Annotated in this window: 13 protein-coding genes; 7 read left to right on the top strand and 6 right to left on the bottom strand. The window is 73.0% G+C overall.

What is annotated here, in order from left to right:
* On the bottom strand, positions 1 to 732 hold the full coding sequence (locus ACEZDE_RS24735; protein WP_380539844.1) for a VOC family protein: 732 nt from the start codon (positions 730 to 732) through the stop codon (positions 1 to 3).
* A 175-nt stretch (positions 733 to 907) separates the two neighbouring features.
* Between ACEZDE_RS24735 and ACEZDE_RS24730 the strand changes: the two genes are divergently transcribed.
* Complete coding sequence (locus tag ACEZDE_RS24730) at positions 908 to 1,867, top strand: sulfurtransferase (RefSeq protein WP_380539840.1); 960 nt, start codon at positions 908 to 910, stop codon at positions 1,865 to 1,867.
* Positions 1,868 to 2,117: 250 nt separating this feature from the next.
* On the opposite strand, the gene sepH is transcribed toward ACEZDE_RS24730, so the two are convergent.
* On the bottom strand, positions 2,118 to 3,293 hold the full coding sequence (sepH, locus tag ACEZDE_RS24725; RefSeq protein WP_380539837.1) for a septation protein SepH: 1,176 nt from the start codon (positions 3,291 to 3,293) through the stop codon (positions 2,118 to 2,120).
* A 393-nt stretch (positions 3,294 to 3,686) separates the two neighbouring features.
* Between sepH and ACEZDE_RS24720 the strand changes: the two genes are divergently transcribed.
* The gene (locus ACEZDE_RS24720) at positions 3,687 to 4,457 is read left to right on the top strand and encodes a hypothetical protein (RefSeq protein WP_380539834.1); all 771 of its coding nucleotides are present in this window, start codon (positions 3,687 to 3,689) and stop codon (positions 4,455 to 4,457) included.
* Between the two features lie 43 nt (positions 4,458 to 4,500).
* On the opposite strand, the gene ACEZDE_RS24715 is transcribed toward ACEZDE_RS24720, so the two are convergent.
* Positions 4,501 to 5,853: a D-arabinono-1,4-lactone oxidase gene (locus ACEZDE_RS24715; RefSeq protein ID WP_380539831.1), complete on the bottom strand. Its 1,353-nt coding sequence runs from the start codon at positions 5,851 to 5,853 to the stop codon at positions 4,501 to 4,503.
* The gene (locus ACEZDE_RS24710; protein WP_380539828.1) at positions 5,819 to 7,051 is read right to left on the bottom strand and encodes an MFS transporter; all 1,233 of its coding nucleotides are present in this window, start codon (positions 7,049 to 7,051) and stop codon (positions 5,819 to 5,821) included. The genes ACEZDE_RS24715 and ACEZDE_RS24710 overlap by 35 nt, the downstream gene beginning before the upstream one ends.
* Before the next feature lie 92 nt (positions 7,052 to 7,143).
* Here ACEZDE_RS24710 and ACEZDE_RS24705 point away from each other — a divergent pair, with 92 nt between their 5' ends.
* Positions 7,144 to 8,370, top strand: coding sequence for a ferrochelatase (locus ACEZDE_RS24705; protein ID WP_380539825.1), 1,227 nt, complete (start codon positions 7,144 to 7,146; stop codon positions 8,368 to 8,370).
* 2 nt (positions 8,371 to 8,372) lie between these two features.
* Positions 8,373 to 9,188 (top strand): inositol monophosphatase family protein, encoded by an 816-nt coding sequence (locus ACEZDE_RS24700; RefSeq protein ID WP_380539822.1) that lies wholly within the window; start codon positions 8,373 to 8,375, stop codon positions 9,186 to 9,188.
* A gap of 134 nt (positions 9,189 to 9,322) precedes the next feature.
* On the opposite strand, the gene ACEZDE_RS24695 is transcribed toward ACEZDE_RS24700, so the two are convergent.
* Positions 9,323 to 9,514 carry a hypothetical protein gene (locus tag ACEZDE_RS24695; protein ID WP_380539819.1) on the bottom strand — a complete coding sequence of 64 codons (192 nt, stop codon included), beginning with the start codon at positions 9,512 to 9,514 and terminating at the stop codon, positions 9,323 to 9,325.
* Positions 9,515 to 9,834: 320 nt separating this feature from the next.
* On the opposite strand from ACEZDE_RS24695, the gene ACEZDE_RS24690 reads away from it, so the two are divergent.
* Together ACEZDE_RS24690 and ACEZDE_RS24685 are read left to right on the top strand one after the other, a co-directional pair.
* The gene (locus ACEZDE_RS24690) at positions 9,835 to 10,488 is read left to right on the top strand and encodes a response regulator transcription factor (protein ID WP_380539816.1); all 654 of its coding nucleotides are present in this window, start codon (positions 9,835 to 9,837) and stop codon (positions 10,486 to 10,488) included.
* A gap of 4 nt (positions 10,489 to 10,492) precedes the next feature.
* Positions 10,493 to 11,758 (top strand): sensor histidine kinase, encoded by a 1,266-nt coding sequence (locus tag ACEZDE_RS24685; RefSeq protein ID WP_380539813.1) that lies wholly within the window; start codon positions 10,493 to 10,495, stop codon positions 11,756 to 11,758.
* A 63-nt stretch (positions 11,759 to 11,821) separates the two neighbouring features.
* Here ACEZDE_RS24685 and ACEZDE_RS24680 read toward each other — a convergent pair whose 3' ends face one another.
* Positions 11,822 to 12,211 carry a hypothetical protein gene (locus ACEZDE_RS24680; protein WP_380539810.1) on the bottom strand — a complete coding sequence of 130 codons (390 nt, stop codon included), beginning with the start codon at positions 12,209 to 12,211 and terminating at the stop codon, positions 11,822 to 11,824.
* A gap of 213 nt (positions 12,212 to 12,424) precedes the next feature.
* On the opposite strand from ACEZDE_RS24680, the gene ACEZDE_RS24675 reads away from it, so the two are divergent.
* Positions 12,425 to 13,123, top strand: a complete 699-nt coding sequence (locus ACEZDE_RS24675; RefSeq protein ID WP_380539807.1) for a hypothetical protein — start codon at positions 12,425 to 12,427, stop codon at positions 13,121 to 13,123.
* Positions 13,124 to 13,155: the final 32 nt, after the last annotated feature.

Here is a 13,155-nt window from a genome sequence, read left to right as displayed (position 1 = left end):
TCAGTCCGCGGCCACCACCCCGAACGGCGCTCCCTGCGGGTCGCGGAGCAGCGCCATCCGTCCGAACGGGGTGTCCGCGGGGGGCTGCTCCACGGTGCCGCCGAGGGCGGCGGCGTTCGCGGCCACCTCGTCCACCGAGTCGACCGTGAACAGGATCCGCCAGTGCGGGCGGTCCCGCAGCCGCGGCACCTGGCGGATTCCGGCCACCCGCCGCCCGGCCACGGTGAGCACCACCAGATCCTGCTCCCGCCGCACGCCGGCCGCCTCGGAGCGGACCGCCGAGGAGCCGAACACCCCCTGGTAGAAGGTCCCGGCCCGCCGGGCCCCGGTGGTCTCCAGCTCGCTCCAGGCCGCCGCGCCCGGCTGGTGCTGCAGCCCCCAGCCGCCGTACAGCTGCGTCTCCCAGATGCCGAACACCGCGCCGTCCGGGTCGGCCGCGACCGCCCGCCGCCCGGCGCCGGTCTCCGAGTCCAGCGGACCCAGCGCCACCGTGCCGCCGCTGCAGCGCACCCGGTGCGCCACCTCGTCGGCGTTGTCGGCGGCGAAGTAGGTGATCCAGTCGACCGGCATCCCGGTCCCCGGCGGCATCTCGCCGAGACCGGCCACCGGCAGCCCGTTCACCAGGGCCCGCCGGTACGGCCCGAGGTCGACTCCGTCGGAGCCGAACTCCCAGCCGAGCAGCGCCCCGTAGAAGTGTTCGGCGGCAGTGAGGTCATGAGCCGTCAGGCTCACCCAGCAGGGGGTCCCCTGCGCATGCCGAAGTCCGGTGGCGGGCACGGGTCCTCCTCGGGAGCGGAGTGCACGGTACGGGCGCGCGACCGCGCCGCCCGTCGATGTTGCCACCAACTCCTACGCAACGCACCGCTTGCGGCTTGAGTCCACCCGCAGGGGCGACAGAATGTCATCCATGGACAGCCCTCTGGACACCTCGACTGCCCCTGGCAGCACCCTGATCACCGCGGGGCAGCTCGCCGCCGCGCTGGCCGGCGACCGCCCCCCGGCCGTGCTCGACGTCCGCTGGCAACTGGGCGGCCCGCCCGGCGCGGAGGAGTATGCCGCGGGCCACATCCCCGGTTCGCACTTCATCGACATGAACGCCGACCTGGCCGCCCCGGCGGGTCCGACAGCAGGGGCAGCGCGTAGCGCTTCGGGCGGGGGCGGTGGTCGGGCGACGGGCGGCCGTCACCCGCTGCCGGAGGTCGCGGTGTTCGGCGCGGCGCTGCGCCGGGCCGGGGTCGGCGCGGACCGCGAGGTGGTCGTCCTCGACGCCGCGACCTCGGCCGCGGCAGCCCGCGCCTGGTGGCTGCTGCGCTGGGCCGGCCACCGGCGGGTCCGGGTGCTGGACGGCGGGCTGGCCGCCTGGACCGCGGCCGGGCTCCCGCTGGAGCGGGAGGCCCCGGCCGAGGAGGAGGGGGACTTCGTCCCGGTGCCCGGCGCGCTGCCCGTCCTGGACGCCGACGAGGCCGCCGCGCTGGCCAGGACCGGACTGCTGCTGGACGCGCGGGCGGGGGAGCGCTACCGCGGCGAGGTCGAGCCGATCGACTCCAGGGCCGGTCACATCCCGGGCGCGGTCAGCGCCCCGACCATGGACAACCTCCGGCCGGACGGCCGCTTCCGCCCTGCGGGCGAGCTGGCGGACCGCTTTGCCGCCCTCGGCGCGAAGCCGGGGGGCCCGGCGGGCGACTCGGAGGCCGGGGAGGCGGTGGGCGGGGTCGGCGTCTACTGCGGCTCGGGCGTTACCGCCGCACATGAGCTGCTGGCCATGCACTTGGCAGGCATCGAAGGGGTCGCGCTCTACCCGGGCTCCTGGAGCGAGTGGTCGGCACAACCCGACCGCCCCGTCGCCACCGGCCCCGACCGAGGCTGACACCCCCTCAGGGGCCGCCCACCACAACCCGGGCGGCCCCTGACACCCCAGCCCCGCACGCCACCACGGCCCCGCACGCCACCACGGTTCCGCCGCAGGCGACATGACCCGGCGCCAAGAATCCCGGCCGGCGCCCACCGTGGCTTCGCTGCGTCAGGAGTCCCGGTTCACCGGCGGATGTGCGCGACCAGCACCCGCCCGGCCCGCGCCACCACGGCTCCGGTCGGCGGCGGGGCCGGGGCGGCCTGCCCTACTCCTGCTTCTTGCGGCGGGTGCCGAAGACGATTTCGTCCCAGCTCGGCACCGCCGCGCGGCGGCCGGGGCGGACGCCGTCGGCCTCGGCCTGGCGGTCGGTACTGCCGATCAGCCGGTCCCGGTGCGGTGCGGTCGCCCGCGGCATCAGGATGTCCGCGTAAGCGGACCCCGCGCCGACCGCCGCGGCCGGCGGCTCGGCCTGCTCCGCGGCCAGGTCCGGGGTCTCCGCGGGCGGGGCCGACGGTACGGCGGGCACCTCCAGCAGCCCGGCCAGCGACTCGCGGGCCGCCTCGGCCGCCGGAACCGCCGGAGGCTCGCTCGGGCGTTCGGGCACCGCCCGGTCCCGGTCCGGCGCGAGCCGGTCCGGGACCATCCGGTCGGGGGACGCCATCCGATCCGGGGACATCCGGTCCGGGCTGAGCCGGTCCGGCGCCATCCGGTCCGCCCCGGGGACGGCCGGACGGGTCGGCGGGCGCTCGGGGGCCATCGGGCGCATGCCCATCCCGCGGTCGGCTCCGGGGAGCCGGGCGATCCGCGGCACGAACGGGAAGGTGGGCTCTTCCTCGACCCGCTGTGGGCTCTCGCCGATCAGCGAGCGGGCCTCGTCGTCCAGCGGCTGCACCAGCCGCCGCGGCGGGTCGTAGGTCCAACGGGCCTGCTGGGCCTGCCCGCTGACCCGGAAGGCCAGCACGATCTCCCAGGTGTTGTCCTCGCGCCGCCAGGAGTCCCAGCTGTCGCTGTCCTTCTCGGCGCCGCGCAGCAGCAGCCGCTCGGCCACGGCGTCGCCGAGCTGCGGTCCGGTGCTCTCGCCCTGGCGGCGCACCGAGGTCTTCCGGGCGCGCTCGGCCATGAACGCGCGCTCGGCCAGCACCGGGCCCTCGAAGCGGCGGACCCGCTCCACCGAGATCCCGGCCAGCTGGGCGACCTCCTCGGCGCTGGCGCCGGACCTGATCCTGGCCTGGATGTCGCGCGGACGGAGGTGGCTCTCGACGTCGATCTGCCCCAGTCTGGGGCGGTCGCCGCGCACGGCGGCGCGCAGCCGCTCATCAATCGGAAGAAAGTATTCCGTCGAGTCGGCGGCCTTGAGCACCAGTCGTGAGCCGTCATTGCTGACGGCCACGACACGCAGTTCGGGCACGGTTACCTCCCGGGTGGTGCCTGCCGACGTCACCTGCGTCGCTGCTCCCGTAACGAGTGTGACCCGCCGATGGGCGGCGGACCACGACATTGCAGAGTTACCCGGTGGGTCGGCCCCTATCCGCGACTCACCTTTTTGGCACGGTAATCATTTTTCTTTGCGCTGCGCCGATCGTAAGAACGGCACGCCGAGATGGCCCGCAGTCGGGCCTCACGAACACTACTCCATTCGTGGGACCCGGGTGGTGCGGCTCGCGGCTCAAGTCTCCCGCGAATCAGTGGATTCTCAAGGGTCGCCACTCCGATGGCGGACCACCGAGTGGTGGACGGTGATCATCTTCACACCTTCTGCCTGGCTGGAACCTCTCGTTCGCTCGAACGGTCGTACCTGGTGCAAGGTGAAGAAAGGCATGGATAGAGGGCATTGATGGATGATCCGGACCACAGGAACCGAACGCCTGACCGCAGGGCCCTCGATCTGAGTCTGGTTCAGGTCGCCGCGAGCGCTCTGGCCACCGTGGTGGCCGCGATCCTGGCGTCCGAACTCGGGGTCTACGGGACGATCGCCGGGGCCGCCGTGGTCAGCATCGTCGCCACCACCGGCGGCGCGGTCTTCCAGCACCTGTTCCGACGCACCGGCGAGGGAATCCGCAGCCGGGTCCCGGCCGCACCCGGCGCCGTACCCGAGCCCGCGGGGGCGCCGGGGGCGCTGGGGATGTCGGGGGCGGCGGCGCAGCCCGGCGAGTCGGTCGGCACCTACCGGGCCGGACGCAGGCTCGCCCCGCGCGGCTGGAAGACCTACGCGCTGCTGACCGGACTGGTGTTCGTCCTGGCCATGGGCACAGTGACGGCGGTCGAACTGGTCGCGGGCAAACCACTGGCCGCCGTGGTCAGGAACGAGCCAGGCAGCGGCACCTCCTGGGGCGGCTCCGCGGGGAAGGCCGACCCGAGGCCTGCCCGGACGCCGGATCCGGCCCGGTCCGGCGGCGCGGGCAGCGGCCAGGGCGGCTCGTCCGTACCCGATCCGAGCAGCACGCCGGGGGCGGGCGCGGGGGCGGACCCGGCGACCACTGTGCCTCCGTCCGCTCCGTCGAGCGCCACCACCGCGCCGGAGCCCACCGCGACCCCCACCCCGCCGGTCAGCTCCGCCCCGACGACCCCGAGCGCGACGCCGACCCCGCGAGGCGCGACCCCGTAAGGCGCGGATCGCATGGGGCGCCCGGCCCGGTGCGGCGCGCCGGTCAGCTCCCGAGCACCCGCCGCAGGTAGTCGTTGCCGAAGCGGCGTTCGGGGTCGACCTTGTCCCGCAGCGCGGTGAACTCGCCGAGGTGCGGGTACACCCCGGCCAGGTACTCGGCGTCGCGGGTGTGCAGCTTGCCCCAGTGCGGGCGGCCCTGATGCGCCGTCATGATCTTCTCGACCTCGGTGAAGTACCCCTGGTTCGCGGTCCCCCGGAAGAGGTGCACCGCGATGTACGCGGTGTCCCGCTCGCTCGCGGTGGACAGCCACACGTCGTCGGCCGGGGCGACCCGCACCTCCACCGGGAAGCTGATCTTCCAGTCGGAGCGCTCCACCAGCGCCTTCAGCTCGCGCAGCACCGTCGTCGCGGCCTCGCGCGGCACCGCGTACTCCATCTCGACGAAGCGCACCCGGCGCGGGCTGGTGAAGACCTTGTAGGAGACGTCGGTGTAGGTCCGCTCGGACCAGGCCTTGCTGGCGATCTTCGCGATGCCGGGGATGGCCCCGGGGAGCCGCCGCCCGATCCGGCAGGCGCCCTCCCAGACCGTGTTGGAGAGGAACTCGTCGTCCAGCCACTTCCGGAACGGCGGCAGCGGGGCGGCCGGTCCCTCGCTGCGGTTGTTGCGCTTGGTGCTGCAGCCCTCGGTGTGCGGGAACCAGTAGAACTCGAAGTGCTCGTTCTCGGTGGCCAGCTCGTCGAACCGGCCAACCACATGGTCGAAGGACATCGGCTGCTCGTGCGCGGTCAGCCGGAAGGCCGGCTCCACCCCGAAGGTGATCGCGCTGACCACGCCCAGCGCGCCCAGGCCGAGCCGGGCCCCGGCGAACAGCTCGGCGTTCTCGGTCGGCGAGCACGTCGTCACCGTGCCGTCGGCGAGGACGATCTCCAATGCCTTGATCTGCGCCGCGGTCGATCCTGAGGTCCGGCCGGTCCCGTGGGTGCCGGTGCTGGTCGCGCCCGCGACGGTCTGCACCATGATGTCGCCCATGTTGGTCAGCGCCAGCCCGGCGTGCTCCAGCAGCACATTGAGCTTCTCCAGCGGCAGGCCGGACTCGACGGTGACGGTGCCGCCCTTGTGGTCGATCTCGCGGACCGCGGTCAGCCGGTCCGGCCGGACCAGCACCCCGTCGGTGGCGGCGATCGCGGTGAAGGAGTGGCCGCTGCCCACCGCCTTCACCGGCAGGCCGTCCTCGGCCGCGCCGCGTATGGCCTCGGCCAGCTCGCCGACGTTCGCCGGGGCGACGGTGCGCCGGGGCCGGGCGGTCTGGTTGCCCGCCCAGTTGCTCCAGCCGCCGTCCTGGGCGCCGGAGCGGCCGGGGCTAGCCGGGTTGGTGCTGCCACTGGTCGTCGACATGTGCGTGCTCCTGCTGTTCCGGTGCCGACCTGAGCCGACGTGACCCGAGGAACGCCGTGACCGCGGAGAAGCAGCCGGCGCCCACTGTGACCCAGTAGCCGGAGGCTGCCCCCGCACCGTCCACCACCCAGCCCGCCACCGAGGAGCCGAGGGCCACCCCGATGGCGAGGCCCGTGGTGGTCCAGGTCATCCCCTCGGTGAGCTTGGAGGCGGGGACGATCCGTTCCACCAGCCCCATGGTGGTGACCATGGTGGGGGAGATGGACAGCCCGGCGACGAACAGTGCCGCCGCCAGGGCCACGAGGTTCTTCACGAATAGGAGGGGCAGCATACTCACCGCCATGGTCACGATGCCCAGCAGGAACCTCCTGGACAGCGGACCGTGCAGCTTCAGCGTCCCGAAGACCAGCCCGGCCACGCAGGAGCCGAGCGCGTAGACCGCGAGCACCACGCTGGACAGCGCCTTGTGGTGCAGGTGGTCGGCGAAGGCCACGGTCACCACGTCCACCGAGCCGAAGATGGCGCCCACGCCGACGAAGGTCAGCACCAGCACCCACAGCCCAGGGGTGCGCAGCGCCGAGGCGGAGGCCTGCTGGGCCTGCTCGTGCAGCGGCGGTTCGGTCCCGCGCTGGGCGGCGAACAGCAGCACCCCGGTCGCCAGCAGCAGCGCCGCGACCAGCGGTCCGGCCTCGGGGAAGGCCGCGGTGCAGAGCCCGACCGAGAGGATCGGGCCGATGATGAAGACGATCTCGTCCACCACCGACTCGAACGAGTAGGCGGTGTGCAGCAGCGGCGAGCCCCGGTAGATCAGCGCCCAGCGGGCCCGGACCAGCGAGCCCATGCTCGGCATGCAGCCGGCCACCGAGGCCGCCGCGAACAGGGTCCAGGCGGGGGCGTCGAAGCGGGCGCAGAGCAGCAGCACGCCCATCGCGGCGACGGTGATCCCGGTGGCCGGCAGGATCACCCGGGCCTGGCCGAACCGGTCCACCATCCGGGACACCTGCGGGCCGAGCCCGGCGGCGGACAGCGCCAGGGTCGCCGAGACGGCCCCGGCCAGGCCGTAGTCGCCGCGCAGGGTGGACAGCATGGTGACGATGCCGATGCCGGTCATCGACAGCGGCATCCGGGAGACCAGGCCCGCGGCTGAGAACGCCAGGCTTCCCGGTGCGGCGAAGATCCGGCGGTAGGTGGACAGCACGGCGCGCTCCGTAAGGATTATGAAGGACTTTCACAGCTTACGGGGGAGGTCAATCGGATTGCGCCCGGCCCCGTGATGGCAGGATCGGTCGCATGTCCGACGCTCGCACCCCCAGCGCCGCCGCCGCTGCCGCGCCCGCCCGCCCGTACGACGCCCTGCTGCTGCTCTCCTTCGGCGGCCCCGAAGGCCCGGAGGACGTGGTGCCGTTCCTGGAGAACGTCACCCGGGGCCGCGGTATCCCGCGTGAGCGGCTGGCCGAGGTCGGGCAGCACTACTTCCTGTTCGGCGGGGTCAGCCCGATCAACGCGCAGAACCGCGAGCTGCTGGACGCGCTGCGGAAGGACTTCGCCGCGCACGGGCTCGACCTCCCGGTCTACTGGGGCAACCGCAACTGGGCCCCCTACCTGGTGGACGCCCTGCGCGAGCTGGCCGCGGACGGCCACCGCCGGGTGCTGGTGCTGGCCACCAGCGCCTACGCCAACTACTCCGGCTGCCGGCAGTACCGGGAAAACCTGGCCGCCGCGCTGGGACAGCTCCGCGAGGAGGGCGCGCCCGGCGCGGCCGAGCTGCGGCTGGACAAGCTGCGGCACTTCTACAACCACCCAGGCTTCGTCCGGCCGATGGTCGACCACACCCTGGCCGCCCTGGCCGAACTCCCCGAGCCGGTACGGGACGGCGCGCGGCTGGCGTTCACCACCCACTCGATCCCGAACGCGCTGGCCGACAGCTCCGGCGCGCCCGACGACCCGGCCCGGGGCGCCCCCGGCGGCGCGTACGTGGCCCAGCACCGGGAGACCGCGCGGCTGGTGGCCGAGGCGGTGGCCGAGGCCACCGGGATCGCCGGACGGCCCTGGGAGCTGGTGTACCAGAGCCGCAGCGGCTCCCCGCACACGCCGTGGCTGGAGCCCGACATCTGCGACCACCTGGCCGCGGTGCACGCGGACGGGGCCGCGGCGGTGGTGATGGTGCCGATCGGCTTCGTCTCCGACCACATGGAGGTCGTCTACGACCTCGACACCCAGGCCAGGGCGGCGGCCGAGGAGCTGGGCCTGCCGGTCTCCCGGGCCGGGACGGTCGGCGCGGACCCGCGCTTCGCCGCGGCCGTGCGCGACCTGGTGCTCGAACGCGCCGGGAGCGCGCGCGGCGAGCGCCCGGCGCGCTGCGCGCTGGGCGCGCTGGGCCCCAGCCACGACCTGTGCCCGGCCGACTGCTGCCCGGCGCTCGCACCGCCCGGCCGCGGCCCCGTTCCGCGGGGCTCCGCGGCCACCTCTGCCGGCAACCCGCCCCCGGCCGCCGCCGGGGCCGACTGGAAGGACTAGCCATGGGCGCGTCGCCCGAGCCGCACGACCTCACCGCCGAACTGCTCGACCTCGCCCTGGAGGCCGCCCGCCGGGCCGGCGCCCTGCTCCGCGACGGCCGTCCGGCCGACCTGGGCGTCGCCGCGACCAAGTCCAGCCCGGTGGACGTGGTCACCGAGATGGACCTGGCCGCCGAGAAGCTGATCACCGAGCTGATCACCGCCCGCCGCCCGGACGACGGCGTGCTCGGCGAGGAGGGCGCGGACAGCGCCGGCAGCAGCGGCGTGCGCTGGGTGATCGACCCGCTCGACGGGACCGTCAACTACCTCTACGGCCTGCCCACCTGGTGCGTCAGCATCGCCGCCGAGCTGCACGGCGAGACCGTGGTCGGCGTGGTCGAGGCCGCGCCGCGCGGTGAGACCCTGCACGCGGTCCGCGGCGCCGGGGCGTTCCTGAACGGACGTCAGTTCCAGTGCGGGGCGGCCCCGGAGACCGGCCAGGCGCTGGTCGGCACCGGCTTCGGCTACCTGCGCGAGCGCCGGGTGCAGCAGGCCGCCGTGGCCGCCGCGCTGATCCCGCGGTTCCGCGACATCCGCCGGGCCGGCTCCGGCGCGATCGACCTCTGCGACGTCGCGCTGGGCCGGCTGGACGGCTACTACGAGCGCGGCCTGCACCCCTGGGACCACGCGGCCGGGGTGCTGATCGCCACCGAGGCCGGGGCGCTCACCGGCGGCCGTCCCGGCGAACCCGCCTCCGGCGAGCTGACCGTCGCCGCCAAGCCCGGTCTGTTCGAGCCGCTGCAACAGGCCCTGGAGCAGCTCGGGGCCTGGCACGACTGAGCGACGGGCCCCGGGCGCAGGGCCCGGACACCAGGACGCCCCGGACGGGTGCTGCTGTCCGGGGCATCGCGCTGTTCGTGGGCGGGGTGGTCAGGAGTCGGCGGAGGGTGGGTGGGGCGCCGGCCGGTGAGGGCTCAGGCGGCGTGGGCTTCCGGCTGTGACACCGAGGAGACCGTGATGCCGTGCTCGGAGGCAAGACGGTGCAGGTCGTCCAGTTCGGACTGCTCCACCTCGGCCAGGAAGTCGTCCCCCGACTCCTGGGCGCGGTGCAGGTCCAGTTCGGCGTTCCTTATGCGCTGAAGGATGCCGGCGGTGAAGGCGTCCATGAGGCAAGACCCCCTTGCTCTTGTTTCGGGCGACCCCGGGCGTAGCCCGGTGCGGACGGTCGCACGGAACGGGCGGGTGCGAACTTGCGTTGCGGCGCAAGCGTGATCGCGGGTGTACAAGGCGTCCTCCCCACCCCCGCTCCAGCGGAAACCTCGTCGCTCCCGAGATTTTCCGGAGCCGCCCGGGGCCCCGCCCACCCGGGCGGCGGAGGCCTGCTTACCGCTGCTTTACCGTCCGACGAGGCAGGATGGGGCGATGGGTGCGGCTTCCCACGAGGGTTGCCGGAAGGTTGAGAAAGCTTTGTGAAGGGACCACCACGGTGCGGGTTCTTGTGGTCGAGGACGAGCAGCTGCTCGCCGATGCCGTCGCCACCGGCCTCCGGCGCGAGGCCATGGCCGTGGACGTGGTCTACGACGGCCAGGCGGCCCTGGACCGGGTGGCGGTGAACGACTACGACGTGGTCGTGCTGGACCGCGACCTGCCGCTGGTCCACGGCGACGACGTGTGCCGGAAGATCGTGGAGGAGGGCCTGCCGACCCGGGTGCTGATGCTGACCGCCTCCGGCGACATCAGCGACCGGGTGGAGGGGCTGGAGCTGGGCGCGGACGACTACCTGCCCAAGCCGTTCGCCTTCAGCGAACTGGTGGCCCGGGTCCGCGCGCTCGGCCGCCGGGCCACCACCCCGCTGCCGCCGGTGCTGGAGCGGGCCGGGATCAGCCTGGACCCGGGCCGCCGCGAGGTGCTCAGGGACGGCAAGCCGGTCGCCCTGGCGCCCAAGGAGTTCGCGGTGCTGGAGGTGCTGATGCGCTCCAACGGCGCAGTGGTCTCGGCCGAGCAACTGCTGGAGAAGGCCTGGGACGAGCACACCGACCCGTTCACCAACGTGGTCCGGGTCACCGTGATGACCCTGCGCCGCAAGCTCGGCGAGCCGCCGGTGATCATCACCGTGCCCGGCTCCGGCTACCGGATCTGAGACCGTGGCCGACCCCGACTCCGACCTGCCCACCGACTCCGGCGCCGACCCCGACCGCGACGCCGATCCTCCGTCCCGCGGCGGGCCCGGCGACTGGCGGCACACCTCGCTGCTGCCGTTCCGGCCGACCCTGCGGATCCGGCTGACCATGTTCTACGGCGGGATGTTCCTGCTCGCCGGGCTGGTGCTGGTGCTGGTGATGTACGTGTGGGTGGACCAGGCGTTCAGCATGGCCACCCAGTTCCCGAAGATCAACGTCGGCCCCGACGTCCGGATCCAGCTCGGCGACCGCCAGCTGACCGGCGACGAGCTGGCCCAGTACATCTCCTACTACCAGCACCAGCACACCAGCGCCGCGCTGCACACCCTGGTGCTGAAGTCGACCAGTGCGCTGATAGCCCTGCTCATCCTGGCCGTCGCCTTCGGCTACGCGATGGCCGGACGGGTGCTCAGCCCGCTCGGCCGGATCACCCGCACCGCCCGCCAGGTGGTCAGCTCCGACATGCACCGCAGGATCAAGCTGGACGGCCCCGACGACGAGCTGAAGGAGCTGGCCGACACCTTCGACGAGATGCTGGAACGGCTCGACCGCTCGTTCGAGTCACAGCGCACCTTCGTCTCCAACGCCTCGCACGAGCTGCGCACCCCGCTGGCGATCAACCGCACCGTACTGGAGGTCCAGCTGGCGGACCCGGATGCGTCCGAGGAGCTGCAGCAGCTGGGGAAGACCCTGCTGGCCACCAACAAGCGCAGCGAGCAGCTGGTCGAGGGCCTGCTGCTGCTGGCCCGCAGCGAGAACGAGCTGACCGACCGCCGCCCGGTGGACCTGGCCGAGATCGCCGGGCAGGCGGTGGAGCAGACCAGGGCCGAGGCCACCGGGTGCGGGGTCCGGCTGACCGCCGCGCTGGAGTCGGCCGTGGTCTCCGGCAACGGGGTGCTGCTGGAACGGATCGCGCTCAACCTGGTCCAGAACGCGGTGCGCTACAACCTGGCGCGGGGCGGCTCGGTGGAGGTCTCGGTCCGACCGGTGGACGGTGCCGGGGAGCTGGTGGTGACCAATACCGGCCCGGTAGTGCCCGGATACGAGCTGGAGCACATCTTCGAGCCGTTCCGGCGCGGCAAGGGCAAGGAGCGGACCAGGAGCGACAAGGGGGTCGGCCTCGGCCTGTCCATCGTCCGCTCGGTCACCCGGGCGCACGGAGGGGCCATCGAGGCCTCCGCCAGGCCGGACGGCGGCCTGGTGATGCGGGTGCGCATTCCGGCCGGCTGAGCCGGTTTTTCTCAAGCCTTTCTCACCTGTGACGACGGTCCTTGCCAGCGGTCGCGATCCAACCTACGGTGGCGTAATATCACCGGAGAGTGACGATGCAGGTCCGACGCCCAAGGGCTCCGAGAGTCCTTCCGGGCCATTCGGACACGGCGTTCGAGACCTCAGCGTGGCGATAAGTTGCCGAACGCCCGCGACGTCGAGCTGATCGACCCAGTCGCCGGGGCCCTGGCACATGTCCCACTGCTCCATGCCGAAGAGGCGCGCGACGGAATCGGCTTCTCCCAGTCGCCAGTCGACCTCCAGCCGCATTCGCTTGGAAAACGACGTCTTCGACCAGCCCAGCGCCTCTGCGAATTCCCCATGCTGGATGCCGCACTTCGTCAGGGCGGCCACGATCGACCGCGAGAAGCGCTCGGGTGAGCTGGGCGCGATCGTCCTGGTGATGGTCGTCATGGCGAAAATCCTACACGCAGAAGTCGATGCCGGACAGGGGTCTCCCTCCTGACCTTCTGTACCCCTGAGGGGTTTCGATCCCTGTATGGTCTCTCGCATGCTCCCCAGTCCAGAGGTGCTCAGCAGTCGCGCCGAGTACGCCGATCCGCCACCCCCTGACGCGCTCAGAAGGAGCCCGGACACAGCGAGCCGCACGTCGGCCGGGGCGCGCGGATGACCGAGGAGTCACCGCAGGCCGACACTCCGGCCACCAGCGAAGCAGCCAAGCTGGACGAGTTCCGAGACACCCTGGGCCTGTGCCCCTGGGTTCCGCCGGCGACCCGCGGCGTGGCCTACGAGCTGGCTCGCTGGTCTGTACCCCACCACCCCGGCGGACGCCAGGTGGCGATCTCGCATCGGGAGCTGGGCACCCTGCTCCAGGTGGCGCCGAATACCGCCAAGAGCCACATCGACTGGCTGGTGCTGAACGGCTGGCTCACCGTCCTCAAGGCGGGTCGACGCGGCGGCGGCGAGAACTCCCGAGCCGTCTACCTGCTCGCCGTGCCCGGGGTGCTTCCGTCCGGGAACTGGGTCTCACTCGGCTTCGGCCGCTACCAGCTGCTGAACCCCGTCGGACTGGTCAAGGTGACGAAGAAGGCGGTCGACGACCGCGTCCGTTTGGCGCGGGCCGCCCAGGAGAGGAAGCGCGGAACACCGCGCGAAGAAGCGCAGGACACCGCGCAGGAAGCGCGGAGCACCGCGCAACCAAGCGCGGAACACCGCGCTTCACAAGCGCAGGACACCGCGCTTACTGCGCAGGACACCGCGCACGAAGCGCAGAGTGTGAACGACGGCGGTTTTCCCCAGGGGTGGTGTCGGCGTAATTCTCCAACCCCTGGGGCCGCCGCAGTCAGGCTGCGGACTGCTGGCTGATCTTCTCGGTGGGGGTCCTCGGTCGCTTGTTC

Origin of the sequence: Streptacidiphilus cavernicola (assembly GCF_042510955.1) — a bacterium.
GTDB classification, from domain to species: domain Bacteria; phylum Actinomycetota; class Actinomycetes; order Streptomycetales; family Streptomycetaceae; genus Streptacidiphilus; species Streptacidiphilus cavernicola.
Note: the sequence above shows the minus strand (reverse complement) of the source record. Positions and strands in the feature narration are given on the sequence as shown.